Annotated in this window: 15 protein-coding genes; 11 read left to right on the forward strand and 4 right to left on the reverse strand. The window is 66.3% G+C overall.

Annotation, left to right across the window (positions count from 1 at the left end; all coding sequences use genetic code 11):
* Positions 1-5: 5 nt before the first annotated feature.
* Genes C515_RS0109910 through C515_RS0109920 form a run of 3 tightly spaced genes read left to right on the forward strand, consistent with a single transcriptional unit; the run spans position 6 to position 2,139 of the window.
* Positions 6-767 (forward strand): SDR family NAD(P)-dependent oxidoreductase, encoded by a 762-nt coding sequence (locus C515_RS0109910; protein WP_081686879.1) that lies wholly within the window; start codon positions 6-8, stop codon positions 765-767.
* The gene (locus tag C515_RS0109915; protein ID WP_245575021.1) at positions 764-1,207 is read left to right on the forward strand and encodes a nuclear transport factor 2 family protein; all 444 of its coding nucleotides are present in this window, start codon (positions 764-766) and stop codon (positions 1,205-1,207) included. Before C515_RS0109910 ends, C515_RS0109915 begins: the two co-directional genes overlap by 4 nt.
* Positions 1,208-1,218: 11 nt before the next feature.
* On the forward strand, positions 1,219-2,139 hold the full coding sequence (locus C515_RS0109920) for a MerR family transcriptional regulator (protein WP_028455408.1): 921 nt from the start codon (positions 1,219-1,221) through the stop codon (positions 2,137-2,139).
* Between the two features lie 2 nt (positions 2,140-2,141).
* On the opposite strand, the gene C515_RS0109925 is transcribed toward C515_RS0109920, so the two are convergent.
* Entirely contained in the window at positions 2,142-2,579 is a 438-nt protein-coding gene (locus tag C515_RS0109925) for a hypothetical protein (RefSeq protein WP_028455409.1), read from the reverse strand.
* Between the two features lie 247 nt (positions 2,580-2,826).
* Here C515_RS0109925 and C515_RS0109930 point away from each other — a divergent pair, with 247 nt between their 5' ends.
* On the forward strand, positions 2,827-3,738 hold the full coding sequence (locus tag C515_RS0109930) for an Asd/ArgC dimerization domain-containing protein (RefSeq protein ID WP_028455410.1): 912 nt from the start codon (positions 2,827-2,829) through the stop codon (positions 3,736-3,738).
* Positions 3,739-4,101: 363 nt separating this feature from the next.
* Positions 4,102-4,515: a nucleoside diphosphate kinase regulator gene (rnk, locus tag C515_RS0109935; RefSeq protein WP_028455411.1), complete on the forward strand. Its 414-nt coding sequence runs from the start codon at positions 4,102-4,104 to the stop codon at positions 4,513-4,515.
* Between the two features lie 277 nt (positions 4,516-4,792).
* Here rnk and C515_RS0109940 read toward each other — a convergent pair whose 3' ends face one another.
* Both C515_RS0109940 and C515_RS0109945 read right to left on the reverse strand, forming a co-directional pair.
* On the reverse strand, positions 4,793-6,382 hold the full coding sequence (locus C515_RS0109940; RefSeq protein ID WP_028455412.1) for a methyl-accepting chemotaxis protein: 1,590 nt from the start codon (positions 6,380-6,382) through the stop codon (positions 4,793-4,795).
* 491 nt (positions 6,383-6,873) lie between these two features.
* The gene (locus tag C515_RS0109945; RefSeq protein ID WP_028455413.1) at positions 6,874-7,920 is read right to left on the reverse strand and encodes a LacI family DNA-binding transcriptional regulator; all 1,047 of its coding nucleotides are present in this window, start codon (positions 7,918-7,920) and stop codon (positions 6,874-6,876) included.
* Between the two features lie 278 nt (positions 7,921-8,198).
* On the opposite strand from C515_RS0109945, the gene C515_RS0109950 reads away from it, so the two are divergent.
* The 5 genes from C515_RS0109950 to C515_RS20515 all read left to right on the forward strand — a co-directional run bounded on the left by C515_RS0109950 (position 8,199) and on the right by C515_RS20515 (position 14,029).
* A complete protein-coding gene (locus C515_RS0109950; protein WP_028455414.1) occupies positions 8,199-9,143 on the forward strand; it encodes an ABC transporter substrate-binding protein in 945 nt (314 codons plus the stop codon).
* 280 nt (positions 9,144-9,423) lie between these two features.
* Entirely contained in the window at positions 9,424-10,929 is a 1,506-nt protein-coding gene (locus C515_RS0109955; protein ID WP_028455415.1) for a sugar ABC transporter ATP-binding protein, read from the forward strand.
* Positions 10,930-10,953: 24 nt separating this feature from the next.
* Positions 10,954-12,018, forward strand: coding sequence for an ABC transporter permease subunit (locus tag C515_RS0109960; RefSeq protein ID WP_051304831.1), 1,065 nt, complete (start codon positions 10,954-10,956; stop codon positions 12,016-12,018).
* An 8-nt stretch (positions 12,019-12,026) separates the two neighbouring features.
* On the forward strand, positions 12,027-12,983 hold the full coding sequence (locus tag C515_RS20510; RefSeq protein ID WP_043649001.1) for a carbohydrate kinase family protein: 957 nt from the start codon (positions 12,027-12,029) through the stop codon (positions 12,981-12,983).
* A complete protein-coding gene (locus C515_RS20515) occupies positions 12,980-14,029 on the forward strand; it encodes an aldose epimerase family protein (protein ID WP_051304832.1) in 1,050 nt (349 codons plus the stop codon). Before C515_RS20510 ends, C515_RS20515 begins: the two co-directional genes overlap by 4 nt.
* Before the next feature lie 57 nt (positions 14,030-14,086).
* On the opposite strand, the gene C515_RS0109975 is transcribed toward C515_RS20515, so the two are convergent.
* Complete coding sequence (locus C515_RS0109975) at positions 14,087-14,593, reverse strand: DUF3617 domain-containing protein (RefSeq protein WP_028455417.1); 507 nt, start codon at positions 14,591-14,593, stop codon at positions 14,087-14,089.
* 90 nt (positions 14,594-14,683) lie between these two features.
* Here C515_RS0109975 and C515_RS0109980 point away from each other — a divergent pair.
* Positions 14,684-14,890, forward strand: a 207-nt coding sequence (locus tag C515_RS0109980) for a helix-turn-helix domain-containing protein (protein ID WP_028455254.1), incomplete at its 3' end; no start/stop codon positions are given.

A 14,890-nucleotide genomic window follows, 5' to 3' on the forward strand; every position in this document is an offset into this window, starting at 1 on the left:
TGCCCATGAACCCGCCCCTTGCCGACTGGCGCGGCCAGCGCGTGTGGATTGTCGGCGCCTCCAGCGGCATCGGTCGCGAACTGGCGCTGCAGCTGGATGCCGCCGGCGCACTTGTCGCCGTCAGCGCGCGCCGCGCCGCCGTGCTCGACAGCCTGCCGCTCTCGGATGCGGCCTTGCGCCTGCCGCTGGATGCCTGTGCAGAGGGCGACTGGGGCAGGGCGCTCGCTACCCTGCGTTCGGCCTGGGGTGGCGTGGACGTATGGGTGCATTGCGCTGCGGATTACCAGCCCACGCGTGCCTGGCAGCTGGACGCACCGGCCAGCGTCGCCGCGCTGCGGGTGAATCTGGAGAGCGTGTATCTCGGTCTGGCCGCCATCGTGCCGGCGCTGCTGGCGCAAGGCAGCGGGCGGCTGGTGCTGGTGGCGAGCCCGGCCGGCTATTTCGGCATGCCCGAGGCGCTGAATTACGGCCCGCACAAGGCCGCCATCATCAATCTGGCGGAAATCCTGCATTACGACCTGCGCGACAAGGGCATTGCCGTGCATCTGGTCTGCCCCGGCTTTGTCGCCACGCGGCTGACCGAGCGCAACGACTTTGCCATGCCCGCGTTGCAGACGCCGCAAGCCGCGGCTCGCGCCATTGTGCGCGGGCTGGCGCGCGGCGAGTTTGAAATCCACTTTCCAAGGCGGTTTACCTTATGGCTGAAATGCTTGCGACTGCTTCCCTTTGCGCTGCGCCGGCGTCTGCTGGGGCTGACGGGCCGATGAACACGATGCCGGCGGATGATGCCGTGCTGCAAGCGGGCCTTGAGCGCGTGCTCGCTGCCTACGCGCGGCTGAGCCCGGAGACGCTGGACGAGCTGCTGGCCTGTTATGCGCCGGATGCGCGCTTTCGCGACCCCTTCAACGATGTGCGCGGGCATTTCGCGATTGCCGCGATTTTCCGGCACATGTTCGCCAGCACCGGCTCGCCGCGCTTTGACATCGAGCGGCACTGGCGCGATGGCAGCGATGCCTTCGCCCTCTGGCGCTTTCATGTCGTGGTGGCAGGCAAGGCGCTGGTGATCGACGGCGGCAGTCGCCTGCGTCTGGCGGCGGACGGCCGGGTTTGCGAGCACGTCGATTACTGGGATGCCGCCGGCGGCCTCTATGCGCACCTGCCGGTGATCGGCCCCCTGATGGGCTGGCTGGCCGCGCGCATGCGATAATCCGGGCCACCATGATGACCGCTACCGATCTGCCCCTGTTTTCCATTGCCGAAGTCGAGCGCGAAACCGGCGTCTCCAAGGAATTGCTGCGCCAGTGGGAGCGCCGTTATGCCTACCCGCAACCGGGGCGCGATGCGGCCGGCGACCGGGTCTACAGCGCCGACGACGTGCAGCGCCTGCGCCTGCTGCGCCGGCTGATCGATCATGGCGGTCGTCCGCGCAAGCTGGTCGGCCTCACGCTGGCCGAGCTGGAAAGCGCCTGGGCGGAGCTGGCGGGGGGAGAGGCGCTGGTAGTGGCGCCCGCCATTCCGGCCCTGCTGACGCATTTGCAGGGCAGCGACGCCGGCGCCGTGCGCGACTGGTTGCGCGGCGCCCTGCAGGCGCAGGGCCTCGTGGGCTTTTTGCTGCAAACCATCGTGCCGCTGACGCAGGAAGTCGGCAGCGCCTGGGCGCGCGGCGAGCTTGCCGTGCATCAGGAGCATCTGTACACCGAAGCGGTCAAGGTCGTGCTGCGCGAGCAGATGGCGCGCCTTGGCACGCCGCGCCAGCATCCGCGCATGATGCTGACCACCGTACCCGGCGAATCGCACAGCCTGGGCCTCTTGATGGTCGAGGCCATGTTGCGGCTCAATGGCTGCGAATGCGCTTCCTTCGGCGTGGAAATGCCCTTCGATGAAATCATCGGCGCCGCAAGGCGCTACCAGATCGACATTCTGGTGCTGTCGTTCAGTGCGGCCTGCAAGCCGATGGATGCCACGGTCGCGCTGCTGGGCCTGCGGCAGTCGCTGCCGGACGATGTGACCATCTGGGCCGGCGGCGCCGCATTGTCCGGCCTGACGCTGCCCGTGGGTGGCATCGAGCTGTTTCAAAGCCTGACCGCCATCGAGCCGGCGGTGGCCAGCTGGCGCGCCGCCCATTCGCTGGCCGGCTGAGTTCAGTCGCTGCGGCGGGCAATCCGCCAGGCCGCGGGCAGCAGCAACAGGCAGGGCCCGAACAGCAGCAGGCTGACGCAGAGCGCACCGGCCAGGCTGGCCAGCGAGAAGCCGCTGGCCAGCAGCACGGCCAGCAGAGCCACAAGCAGTGCCAGCCACACCGGCACGCTCAGCACCAGTACCGCGAGCAGCCAGCCTCCGCCCGAGCGGCTGGCGCAATGGCAACAGCAGGCACGGCACAGCGAAAACACGCCAAAGCCCAGCGCGATGCCTTGCCCGGCCGAAGAACGCCCATCCGCCATCGCCGCCATCGCGGGGCTGACCACATACAGCGCCGGCGCCAGCAACAGGCCGGCAGCCAGCGCCCAGGCCATATCGAGGCGCAGCAGCAGCATCAGGAAACCGGCGCGCTCGTCGGTGTAGTCAAAGCGGATTGTCATGGTTTGACCGAGTCATTCTTTCAATCATGCTGGTAACGGGTATGTCCATCCAGGCCAATGCCTGAATCGGCTTTATGATTATGGGGCGGCAGGTATGTGCACGGCCTGCCGACCTGTCCACGGACACGATAAGCCCAGAGACCTGGCCGGGCAAGTTGTGCGATTCTGCCGGCGCGGACCTGGCGATCCCGGCGGGCTTGACGCGGCTGTTACAATCCCCCTTTGCACTGATTGCGAGGAGCTGCCCATGGCAAGCCTGAAACTGGCGCTGATTGGCGCAACACCGACATTCCTGGAACTGCTGGCCAGCACCGGCCTGACGGTTTCCGCCCTCTACCCGCTGGCCGAAGACGATGACGGCAGCCTGCTGGAGCACGGCGACGATGCCTGGCCGGTGATGGGGCTGGATGATTTCGACTGGGGCATGGCCGATGCGCTGATCTGCCTGGCCGATGCCCCCCTGTCGGCCAGGGCCATCCCGGAGGCGCTGGCTGCCGGCCTGACCGTCATCGACGCCAGCCATTCCGGCGCCCAGGCCACGGGCAGCGGCAAGCTGCTGAGCCTGCCGCACATGGCCGCGCTCTTGCTGGCGCGGCCGCTGCAGGCGCTGACCGCCGCCGGTGTGCAGGTGCAGTCCAGCGCCGCCACCGTGATGCTGCCGGTATCCGCTGCCGGCCAGGCCGGCGTTGACGAGCTGTCGGCCCAGGTGCGCGGCCTCTTTGCCCAGGGCGAGCTGGCGCAGAAGGTCTATCCCAAGCGCATCGCCTTCAACCTGCTGCCCGATGCCAGCGACACGCTGCGTCCGGCGCTTGATGCCCAGCTGGGCAAGCTGGCCGGCCAGCCGCCCGCCACGCTGCAGGTGCTGCATGTGCCGGTGTTCTACGGCATGGCTGCCACACTGGCGCTCCATCTCGCCGCCACCGCTACGGCCGAGTCTGTCGAGGCCGCGCTGGCGGCCAACGATGGCCTGATGGTGCTGCCGCGGGCGCAGCTGACCAGCACGCAGGATGTCATCGGTGCCGACAAGGTCTGGGTGGGCAATGTCGAGGTCAGCGCCGACGGGCGCACCGCGCAGCTGTGGCTGCTGGCCGACAATGCCCGCCTGCAGGCCATGAGCGTGCTCGCCGTACTGCTGCAATGGCGCGCCGCCGTGCACTGAGCCACGGCCTTGTGCCCGCCGCGGCGGGCAGGGCAGACATGCGCGACGTGATTCCGCAGCATGATTGAAGCTCATTAGGGTATATGCCTATGGCCATTTCTGGTAATGGCTTGCAGGCTTATACCCTTGATTGCTGAATGACGCGCGGCTGCTGGCCTGTGCTGCCAGCCCGAATGGCTTGAAGCCGCAACGGCAGCGACGCAGCAATATCCGGCAGCAGGGGGTCTTGGCGTTGTTGTTCCAGTGCCCCCGTGCCACTGTGCTTGGCCGGGGAGGTACTGCAAATCTGCCGACCTGTATGGGCGTGGGCCTGAAGCGCTTGCCATTCAGCACTTGCGCGATCTTGCAACCAGGAGTCTTGTCATGAGCAATCTGCCTCCCATCATCGTCTCCACCGTTGACCTTGAGCGCCTGTACCGCGTGCTGGACGATGCGCCGGACAGTGTCTATGCCACCGCCGTGGCGCTGGAAAACGAGCTGGCGCGCGCCCAGGTGGTCGATCCCGAGGACATGCCGCCCGATGTAGTGACGATGCGCTCCATCGTGCGTTTCCAGATCATTCCCGGCGGGCGCGAGTTCGAGCTGACGCTGTGCTATCCCGATGAAATGGACGACAACCCGCACAAGGTATCGGTGCTGGCCCCGGTGGGGGCGGCCATGCTGGGCCTGGCGGCCGGACAGGAAATCGACTGGCCGGCGCCCGGCGGCGGGCAGGTGAGGGTAGTCATTCTCGGCGTGACCTGGCAGCCCGAGCGCGCGGGGATGCTGGGGCTTTGACAGGCTAATGCGGGCAGTGGCCGGGGGGCGGACAGCCCGGCGGCGCGTCACCGCTGAGAAGCCGGAGCCCTCCCTGCGACAACGGAAATCCGCACAGGCGTGCCGGCTCGGGCGAGCAGCCGGATGCCGGCATGGCGAAGTGCCGGGCTGGCCTTACGGCGTTCTGGTTGCCGGTTCCTGACCGGGCGGGCAGCCCGCCAACCGGGCAGCAGATTGCCTCTGGCGTCGGCGGCAAACCGTTCGCACGCTGAGCCGCAGGCTGCGGCCGAGACTCCCCTTACTGATGCCGCTCGAAATGCTGCACGAGGCGCTGCAGCGCCTGCGCCGTGGCGTGCAGATCATCGGCCACGCCTGCGGCCTTGGCAATGCTGGCATTGTTGCGTTCGGTCAGCGCCGTCATCAGCTCCATATTCTGCGCAACCTCGGTCGAGGCCGACGACTGCTGGTGCAGCATGGTGGCCACCTCGGCGGCCGAGCGCGCCACACCCTGGCTGGCGTCGCGAATGGCGTCCAGGCTAGCGGCGGTGAGCGCGATCGCGTCTTCGGCCGCGGCGACGCGGTCGCGCGTGCTGGCCACGCTGGCCAGCGTACTGGCCGTGCGCTCCAGCAGCGCATTGACCGACTGCTCGATTTCCTGCGTATTGCCGGCGGTGCGCTCGGCGAGCTTGCGCACCTCGTCGGCGACCACGGCAAAACCGCGCCCCTGTTCACCGGCGCGCGCGGCCTCGATGGCGGCGTTCAGCGCCAAGAGATTGGTCTGCTCGGCAATGTCGCGAATCAGCGCGGTGACCGAGCGGATCGAATTGGCCGCTTCTTCCAGCGTCCGGATCGCCGCATGGGTGCTGGCCACCTCCTGCGTGACCGCCGCGGTCGCCTCCCGGGTGGCCAGGATGCGCTGCTTGCCCTCGCTGGCAAGCCGTTCCGCCGTCCCGGCATGCTCGGCGCCGGCCTTGGTCGTGTCGGCGATTTCATTGACCGACACGCTCAATTCCTCCAGCGCGGCGGCCACGCGGGTAATGCCTTCCAGCTCCTGCTCGCTGTTCGCGCGCAGCTGCCCGGCTGCCGTGCTGGTCGCGCTGGCAGCGCCGTTCACGTCCGAGCTGAGTGTCACCACATCGGCGAGCAGGGCGCGCAGATTGATGCGCATCGATTCCAGCTCGGTGAGCATGGCGCGAATCTCCGCACAGCCGACTGGCGCCACGGCCTGGCGGAAATCGCCCTCGCCAAAGCGCTGCACCGTCTGGCGCACCGTGGCCGCCGTGCCCGTCCAGTGCGCATGCAGCCAGCCTCCCGCGAGCAGCAGCCAGACGCCCGCCGCGCTGGCAATGCCCCAGCGCGCGCTGCCATGTTCAAGCAGCGCGAGTGCAAACAGGGCCAGCAGAAGCGGCAGCCCGGCCAGCAGGAGCCTGGCCTTGAAGGGCCACGCCTTCGCGAGCGGCGTCGCCGGAAAGCGCGCCGTACCGGCCTTGACCTGCGCATACAGCTCGCCGGCCGCTGCGGTCGCGCGGGAATCGGGCTTGCTGCGCACCGACATGTAGCCGATAACCTCGCCGTTCTCGCGCAAGGGCGTCACATAGGCATCCACCCAGTAGAAATCACCCTGTTTGCTGCGGTTTTTCACCAGCCCGCGCCAGGGCTGGCCGCGCTGGATGGTGGCCCACAGGTCGGCAAAGGCTTCGCTGGGCATGTCCGGATGGCGCACGACATTGTGCGGCTGCCCAAGCAGCTCGGCCTCGCTGAAGCCGCTGATCTCGACAAAGGCCGGATTGGCATAGGTAATGCGGCCCTTCAGATCCGTCTTGGTGACAATGGGGCGCTTGGGATCAAGAAACAGCTCGTGGCGGGTGACCGGCAGATTGGTGCGCATGATTCAGTCTGTGCCCTGGCTTGGTGTCGGAAGGGGGGCGAATATTAGAGCAAGTTGATGTAGTGGGAAAGACCCTGGCTACACTGTGTGTTTAGCGCAAGCGCCGGCCGCTTCCAAGGCAATCCGCACCTGACGCTGCTTTATTCATCAGACGCATCAGCCACACAGACCGTAACGCAATCGTGCACGTCTTCCCCGTTCTCGCGCTCGTCTAGAAGCGGTGCGTGCAGGAATGCTGGGATAAGCAGACCAGGTGGGCGAGGGCTCATTGGCGTGGTGTTGCAGGGTGTGATAACCCCGCAGGGATTGGCGCAGCGGTTCGGAAACGGGGGAGTTGGCTGGCTGATGTTGGGCTTCGCTGCGCTCAACCCAACCTACATCTGCGCAGTAAAAATGCTGCTTGCAGGCCAGCCCCTGTTTACCGGATTGTGCTTGTGCCCGTCGATGCCCGGCAGAGCTCCGTCGCCGTGGCTCAAGGTGCGGGTGCAGTCTCAGGCCGATTCGCGGATGACCAGGCGGCCGGGGAAACGGCGCTGGAAGAAGCCGTCCTGCTGCTGGCCGTCGGCGCCGGTTTGCAGGCAGTCGACGGCGGCCTGGCCGATCCGGTCGATGTCCTGGTGGACGGTGGTCAGCATCGGGTCGAGGTAGTCGCAGATGTCGATATTGTCGTGGCCGGCGAGCAGGATGTCGTGGCCGGGGCGGCGGCCGAAGCGGCGCAGCGCCTTGGCCGCGCCGATGGCCAGGCGGTCGGTTGCGCAGACCAGCGCGCTGGCGCCGCTGGCCGCCAGCCCGCCGTTGGCGCACCAGGCCAGTACCTGCTCGTAGGCGTAGGCCTCGAATTGCCAGGTGGTCGATGCCGGATTGTCGGGAATGACGATGGGCGCGTGTCCGGCGGCGCGCATCGCGGCCTCGTAGCCGGCCAGGCGCTCGGGGCGTGAGGGAATCGCCACGTTCGGCGCGGCCAGATAGGCAGGTATCGCGCTGCGGCTCAACAGGTAATTGACCGCCAGGGCAATACTCTGCCGGTTATCGTTCATGACGAAGTGGCAGTCCTCGTTGAAATAGCTGTCGAGGAAGACGATGCGCAGCTCCTGCTGCAGCTGCTCGATCAGCGGCAGGTTGTCGCGGCTGGCGATCGGCGTGAAGACAATGCCGTGCACCTTCATCGCGCGCAGCGTCAGCAGCGCAGCGGCTTCGCGCTGCGGGTCGTTGTTGCTGGCCTGGATCACCACCTGCTGGCCGTACTGCGCGGCGCGGCGCTCGATCACCTGCAGCACCTTGCCGAAAAAGGGCTCGCTGATGAAGGGCAGCACCACGCCGATCAGATTGCTGCGGCCCTTGACGAGGCTGACCGCGTGCATGTCGGGCACGTAGTTGAGCTCGCGGCAGGCGCGTTCGATGCGCTCGCGCGTTTCGGGCTTGAGGCTGTCGCTGCCGTTGAAATACTTGCTGACGGTGGCGCGCGACAGCCCGGCTGCTGCGGCGACATCCTGCATCGTGGCGCTGCCGACCGGGGCGGGCGGGGCATTCTGGCTCATGGCTTGACCTCTACACGTGTAAACAAATTCTAGCCGCGCCGCCGCGTTTTGCCTAGCCGCCGCACCGATCCAGTGCGGAATTGGCAGGCGCAAGTCATTGCCTGCACTAAGATATTCACCTTATACCGTTTGTCAGCCCGCTTTTGGTGCAGCTTGCGCAGTAAAAATTTACACGTGTAAATTAGCACTACGCGAACGGCATCTGTCCGCCGCGACGGCATCGGGCAACAGATCCGGGCTACCAATTACATTCATCAAAGGATTCAGGAGTAACAACCATGCGCTTCGCACCGACCATTCTGGCTACCCTCTGTGCCGCTTCGCTGTCCGCTTCCGTGCTGGCCGCGCCGCGCGAACTGAAATCGATCGGCGTGACCGTCGGCGATCTGGCCAACCCCTTCTTTGTCGCCATCGGCCGTGGCGCGCAGGATGCCGCGAAAAAGGCCACCGGCAAGGACGTCAAGGTCACCACCGTCTCGAGCAAGTACGACCTGAATACCCAGGTCGGCCAGATCGAGAACTTCATCGCCAACAAGACCGACATGATCATCGTCAACGCCGCCGACCCCAAGGGCATCGCGCCGGTGCTGAAAAAGGCGCGTGATGCCGGCATCGTCGTGCTGGCCGTCGACGTGGGCGCCGAAGGCGCCGACATCACCGTGATGTCGGACAATGTGATGGCCGGCGCCGAGTCGTGCAAATTCCTGGCCAACCAGCTCAAGGGCAAGGGCAATGTGGTCATCGTCAACGGCCCGCCGGTGACTTCGGTGGTCGATCGCGTGAATGGCTGCAAGAAGGTGCTGGCCGGCTTCCCGGGCATCAAGGTGCTGTCGTCCAACCAGGACGCCAAGGGCAGCCGCGACGGCGGCATGGAAGTGATGGCCAATCTGCTGACCGCGCACGCGAAAATCGACGGCGTGTTCGCGATCAACGACCCGTCCGCCATCGGCGCCGAGCTGGCCGTGCGCCAGGCTGCGCGCAGCGACGTGAAGGTGATTGCCTCGGTCGACGGCGCGCCGGATGCCGAAGTGGCGCTGAAGGACAAGAACAGCCTCTTTGCCGTCTCCACCGCGCAGAACCCCTACAAGATGGCCACCGTCGCCGTGCAGATGGGCTACGAGCAGCTGCAGGGCAAGAAGCCGGCGCAAAGCACCGTGCTGCTGGCCACTCCGCCGATCACCAAGGCCAACATCGGCAGCTACCAGGGCTGGACGAAGAACTGAGTTTTCTCGAACAGACTGTCTTGATACATGAGGGTGTATCGGCCTGCCGCCTTTCCATGTGAAAGGCCACAGGTCGATACGGTTGTCCTGATCCTGATTTATGTCGCTCCTTCAGAAACCCTTTTTTCGTCATGCCCGCGAAGGCGGGCATCCAGAGCAACGCTTGATGTCACACCGTCATCTGGATTCCCGCGTACGCGGGAATGACGATTCTGAAGCAGAGACACAATCAGGGTCCTGATTGCGCCACTGCGCTGAGCCCGGTGGCCAGGAGAAGGCAATGAGCCAGATCGTTCTGGAAATGAGCGGCATCTGCAAGCGCTTTGGCGCAACCAGGGCGCTCGACCAGGTGCAGCTGCAGGCGCGCAGCCATGAAATCCTCGCGCTGATGGGCGAAAACGGCGCGGGCAAGAGCACGCTGATGAAGGTGCTCTCCGGCGTGTATCAGCCCGACGCCGGCGAGATCCGCCTGGGCGGCGAAGCCATCCGCGTGCACTCGCCGCTCGATGCCCGCAAGGCCGGCATCAATCTGATCTATCAGGAGCTGTCCGTCGCGCCGCACATGACGGTGGCGCAAAACGTGTTCATGGGCAGCGAACCGCGCGGCAGCTTTGGCCGGGTTGACCGGAAGGCCATGCGCGAACGCACGCAAGCCGTGCTCGACAGCCTGGGTGCGCGTTTTGGCCCCGACGATCTGGCCGGCAGCCTGTGCATTGCCGACCAGCAGCAGGTGGAAATCGCCCGTTCGCTGATCCACAAGAGCCGCGTGCTGATCATGGACGAGCCGACCGCGGCGCTGTCCGATCGCGAAACCGAGCGCCTGTTCGAGGTGATCCGCAAGCTGCGCGCAGACGGCATCGCCATCATCTACATCAGCCACCGCATGGCCGAAATGAGCGAGCTGGCCGACCGCGTCACCGTGATGCGCGACGGCGGCTATGTCGGCACGCTGGAACGCAGCGAGGCCGACCCCGAGCGCGTGATCCAGATGATGGTGGGCCGCCCGCTGGGCGACTTCTACCAGCACAAGAGCGGGCGCACGCCGGGCGCGGTGCGCCTGGAAGTGCGCCATCTGCACAGCCGCAAGATCCGCGATGCCTCGTTTGCCATTCACAGCGGCGAGGTACTGGGGCTGGCGGGCCTCGTTGGCGCCGGACGCACCGAGCTGGCACGGCTGATTTTCGGCGCGGATCGCGCGCTGGGCGGCGAAATCCTGATCGATGGCGAGCCGGTGACGATCCGCGAGCCGCTTGACGCCATCAAGCGCGGCATTGCCTACGTGCCGGAAGACCGCAAGGGGCAGGGGCTGTTCCTGCAGCTCTCGGCGCTGGCGAACACCAGCATGAACGTGCTGGCGCAGAACGCGCGCGGCGGCGTGCTGCAGCACAAGGCACTGAAGAAACTCACCGAAGACGCCATCAAACAACTGGCGGTGAAGGTGCCGGGGCCGGATGGCATCGTCGGCGGCCTGTCGGGCGGCAACCAGCAGAAGCTGCTGCTGGCGCGCTGGCTGGCGATCAAGCCGCGCGTGCTGATTCTGGACGAGCCCACGCGCGGCGTGGACATCGGCGCCAAGAGCGAGATCTACCGCATCATTCACGAGCTGGCGATGAGCGGAGTGGCGGTGATCTGCATTTCCAGCGAGCTGCCCGAAGTCATCGGCATCTGCGACCGCGTGCTGGTGATGCGCGAAGGGCGCATTTCCGGCGAAGTGTCCGGCGCTGCCGTCAGCCAGGAAGCCATCATGGCGCTGGCCATTCACGATGCCGCAGCGCAAACGCACTGACCGGCCAAACCAGGAGTAACGATAATGAACCAGCTGTTTGCCCGTCTCGGGCTGATCAGGGCGGCCGTTCCCGATGCCGCCGCGCTGCCGGCCATCGCCCAGGAGAATGCCATGCCCAGCCTTACGGTACGCGATGTCTTCAACAAGGTCGGCATGCTGCCGGTACTGATCCTGATGTACATCGCCTTTTATTTCCTGACCCGCTATTTCAGCGAGGATGGCGTGTCGAACTTCATGACAATGGCCAACTCGATGAACATCCTGCGCCAGACGTCGATCAATCTGGTGCTGGCCTGCGGCATGACCTTCGTCATCCTTACCGCCGGCATCGATCTCTCCGTCGGCTCGGTACTGGCGGTGGCCGCCGTGCTGGGCATGATGGCTTCGCTGCCCGAGCATTTCCCGTATCTGGCGCTGCCGGTGTTCCTGATTGCCGGCTTGCTGATGGGCATGCTCAACGGCGTGATGGTGGCGGGCTTCAAGATCAATCCCTTCGTGGTGACGCTGGGCACGATGACGGCGCTGCGCGGCGCGGCCTATCTGTTTGCCGACGGCACGACCATCCTGAACCGCGACATTCCGAGCTTCGAATGGCTGGGCAACGGTGATTTTCTCGGCATTCCCTGGCTGATCTGGATCGCCGCTGCGGTTGTGCTGATTTCCTGGTTCATCCTGCGCCATACCGTGCTGGGCCTGCACCTGTACGCGGTCGGCGGCAACCCGCAGGCGGCGCGGCTGACCGGCATCAAGGTCGGCGCGGTGCTGATGTTCGCGTATTCGATCAGCGGGCTCTTTGCCGGTGTCGGCGGTGCGATGAGCGCATCGCGGCTCTACGGTGCCAACGGCAACTGGGGCAGCGGCTACGAGCTGGACGCAATTGCCGCGGTGGTGCTGGGCGGCACCAGCCTGATGGGCGGCGTGGGCACGATCTGGGGCACCGTGATCGGCGCGCTGATCATCGGCGTGCTCAACAACGGCCTGACCATTCTCGGCCTGTCGTCCTTCTGGCAGTACGTCGCCAAGGGCATTGTCATCGTACTGGCCGTGATGCTCGACAAGTGGCGCCAGCAACAAGCCACGACCAACTGAGGCGCGCCATGACCATCAATTCCCTGCCGCGCTGCGTGGTGTTCGGCGAAGCGCTGACCGATTTCATTCTGCAAAAAGACGGCCGCTGGCTCGCCCAGCCGGGCGGCGCCTGCTGGAACGTGGCGCGCGTCGTCGCCCGCCAGGGCGTGAGCACCGGCTTTGCCGGTGCGGTGAGCCAGGATCTGTTTGGCCGGCAGCTGTTCGACGAGGCCGCTGCCGCGGGCATCGACACGCGCTTCATGCAGCTGCTGCCGCATTCGCCGCTGCTGGCGATGGTGCCCTCGGGCAATCCGCCGCAGTATTTCTTTGTCGGTGACGACAGTGCCGACCTGCATTTCGACCCGGCGGCCTTGCCGGCGGGCTGGCAGGGCGCCGCCGAGGTGCTGCATTTTGGCTGCATCAGCCTGGCGCGCCAGCCGCTTGCCGGGGTATTGCTCGCCGAGGCAAGGGCAGCAAGGGCTGCGGGCAAATACATCGCTTTTGACCCGAACTGGCGCATCGCCATGCAGGCGCCGGATTACCGTGATACCTTTGTGGCGATGGCTGGGCTGGCCAACTTCATCAAGGTTTCCGACGAAGACCTGCGCGGCCTGTATCCGGCCTTGCCGCTGGCGGCGGCGCTGGCCGAGCTGCGCGCACTGGCGCCACTGGCGAGCATCCTGCTCACGCGCGGCGCCGATGGCCTGATGCTGCTGGATGCCAGTGGTCTGTGGGAGCAGCCGGCGCTGCCGGTACGTCTGGCCGACACCGTCGGCTGTGGCGACGCGGTGATGGGTACCTGGCTGGCGCAGCGCATCGCCAACCCGCAGGCGCACCCGCGCAGCGTGCTGCATCTTGCCGCGCGGTGCGCGGCACTGGTGGCCGCGCGGCCCGGCGCCTATGCGCCGCTGCCGGCCGAGTTGTCTGCGGCCGAAGCAACGGCGAGCGACGTTGCAACCATCGCCGCGCCGGAGCTGCTTGCATGAAGCGCGCGAACCCATCCATGCCGGCGCAGATGCCGGCCATGCTGGCGGATGCCAGCGGCTGGCAGCTGGACTGGGCGCATGGCAGCGCGCAGGTGCAGGCGCTGGGCGGCATGCTCGGGCCGGTGGATTTCCGCCTGGCCGACGGCCGCCGCTTCCAGCCCTTTTATGTGGCGCCCTGGCAGCCCGACCCCGCCTTGCCGGGATTGCTGCAGCGCATGCGCGGCGAATGGCCCTGCGTGCCCTTTACCCGCAACCGCACGCCGGAATCCATCCCGCCCGGCTGGCAGGCGCTGCCCGACACGGCGCCGCAGCGCAGCGACGCCATTCATGGTCATTGCTCCAACCAGCGCTGGCGGCTGATCGAGGCCGAGCCGGGACGGCTGCTGCTGGGTTTTGCCGACTATCCGGCCGAATCACCGATTGCCAGCCTGCGCCGCGAAATCCGCGCCGATCCCGATGCGCCACGGCTATGGCTGAGCCTGGACATCCTGCCGCGCTGCGATGTGACGCTGCCGCTGGCGTTGCATCCGACCTTTCGCCTGCCGGATGCGGCGGGGCAATTGCACCTGCAGCTGCCGCACTACCGCAGCGTGCATACCTATCCCTTTGCCTTCGAGCCGTGCTCGCGCCTGCCCGCCGATGTTTCGGCCGCGCGTCTGAATGCCATGCCGGCGGCAGGCGGCACGCTGGATCTGAGCCGGCTGCCGCTGGCCGAGCCAACCGAGGAGCTGGTGCAAGTGAAGGATGTGGCCGGCAGCGCGCTGCTCGATTATCTGGACGAGGGCGTGCGCGTCGCGCTGGACTGGGACGCGCACGCGCTGCCCGATCTGGTGCTGTGGCTAAGCAATGGCGGGCGCACGCAGGCGCCCTGGCTGGGTCGCAACCGCGCGCTGGGCGTCGAGCCGGTCAACGGCGTTTTCGAGCTCGGCGGCGTCATGCAGCCCTTGCCCGGCCACCCGCTGGCCGCGCGCAAGGGAGTAGCACTCAGGAAGGGTATCCCGCTGCAGATCAAGTACAGCATCGGGGTTGCGAAGATACCTGCATAGGGATGCCCTTGCCACGGCGCGATACGCACCGTGACAAGCCGGCTGGCGGGCCGGCGCTCAGCAATCGCCGATGCGCTGTGCCTTGCCGTTCATGTGCATGGTCTGCCCCTCGCCCTGCATGCGGTGCTCGAAGGTGTAGCTGTCGCGAGCGGGGCTGAACTGGTAGACGCTGTGCATGGTCATCGGCCGGGGGGCGCCGCATTTGAGGTCCATCGTCAGCGTGTTGCCGCCGACGGCGTAGCGGGGCGCCTCGCAGCGCGAGGAATGGCCCGCGCGTTCGCCCTGGCGATGCCAGTCCTTGATCGTCTGCTTGTTCAGGCACATCTGCATGGTCATCGTGCCGGCCTTGAGGTCCACGCTCATGCCCTGCCTGGCCATGGCTTTTTGCGCATTGGCATCCATGCCCTGCATGGCGGCCTTTTGCTCGGGCGGCATGCTGGTGGTGATCTGCCATTGGCCATACGCCGGCATGATGGGCGGCAGATCGGGCGCGGCGCTGACGGGAAAGGCGAGGACGGAAAACAGCAGGCAGGCGTAGTGGCGGCGGAATACGGGCATGGTCATGGCTGGCTCCTTGGCGGTCTGGCCGTCAATCTAGTGCATAGGGCGGAACAAATCTTTACTTATTAGGTCATTGTTTACATGCGACGACCAATGACCCTTTCACTCTCCGAGGCCGATCTCCAAGAATTGACAACCTGGGTTCGCCGCGGCTCGACACCACAAAAGCAGGCGCTGCGCGCCCGCATCATCCTCATGACCGCCGAAGGCGTTCCCAGTAAGGAAATCGCCCTGCAATTGCGCACAACCGCGCCCACCATCATGTTGTGGCGACGCCGTTTCCTCGAAGCCGGCGTTGCC

It is taken from the genome of Chitinilyticum litopenaei DSM 21440, assembly GCF_000428145.1.
GTDB classification, from domain to species: Bacteria; Pseudomonadota; Gammaproteobacteria; order Burkholderiales; family Chitinibacteraceae; genus Chitinilyticum; species Chitinilyticum litopenaei.

Coding starts and splice junctions, on each gene's coding strand:
- rnk (WP_028455411.1), top strand. CDS start 4,102: ATGAGCAATCTGCCTCCCATCATCGTCTCCACCGTTGACCTTGAGCGC.
- C515_RS0109945 (WP_028455413.1), bottom strand. CDS start 7,920: ATGAGCCAGAATGCCCCGCCCGCCCCGGTCGGCAGCGCCACGATGCAG.
- C515_RS0109955 (WP_028455415.1), top strand. CDS start 9,424: ATGAGCCAGATCGTTCTGGAAATGAGCGGCATCTGCAAGCGCTTTGGC.
- C515_RS20510 (WP_043649001.1), top strand. CDS start 12,027: ATGACCATCAATTCCCTGCCGCGCTGCGTGGTGTTCGGCGAAGCGCTG.
- C515_RS0109940 (WP_028455412.1), bottom strand. CDS start 6,382: ATGCGCACCAATCTGCCGGTCACCCGCCACGAGCTGTTTCTTGATCCC.
- C515_RS0109950 (WP_028455414.1), top strand. CDS start 8,199: ATGCGCTTCGCACCGACCATTCTGGCTACCCTCTGTGCCGCTTCGCTG.
- C515_RS0109910 (WP_081686879.1), top strand. CDS start 6: ATGAACCCGCCCCTTGCCGACTGGCGCGGCCAGCGCGTGTGGATTGTC.
- C515_RS0109920 (WP_028455408.1), top strand. CDS start 1,219: ATGATGACCGCTACCGATCTGCCCCTGTTTTCCATTGCCGAAGTCGAG.
- C515_RS0109925 (WP_028455409.1), bottom strand. CDS start 2,579: ATGACAATCCGCTTTGACTACACCGACGAGCGCGCCGGTTTCCTGATG.
- C515_RS0109960 (WP_051304831.1), top strand. CDS start 10,954: ATGAACCAGCTGTTTGCCCGTCTCGGGCTGATCAGGGCGGCCGTTCCC.
- C515_RS0109975 (WP_028455417.1), bottom strand. CDS start 14,593: ATGACCATGCCCGTATTCCGCCGCCACTACGCCTGCCTGCTGTTTTCC.
- C515_RS0109915 (WP_245575021.1), top strand. CDS start 764: ATGAACACGATGCCGGCGGATGATGCCGTGCTGCAAGCGGGCCTTGAG.
- C515_RS0109930 (WP_028455410.1), top strand. CDS start 2,827: ATGGCAAGCCTGAAACTGGCGCTGATTGGCGCAACACCGACATTCCTG.
- C515_RS20515 (WP_051304832.1), top strand. CDS start 12,980: ATGAAGCGCGCGAACCCATCCATGCCGGCGCAGATGCCGGCCATGCTG.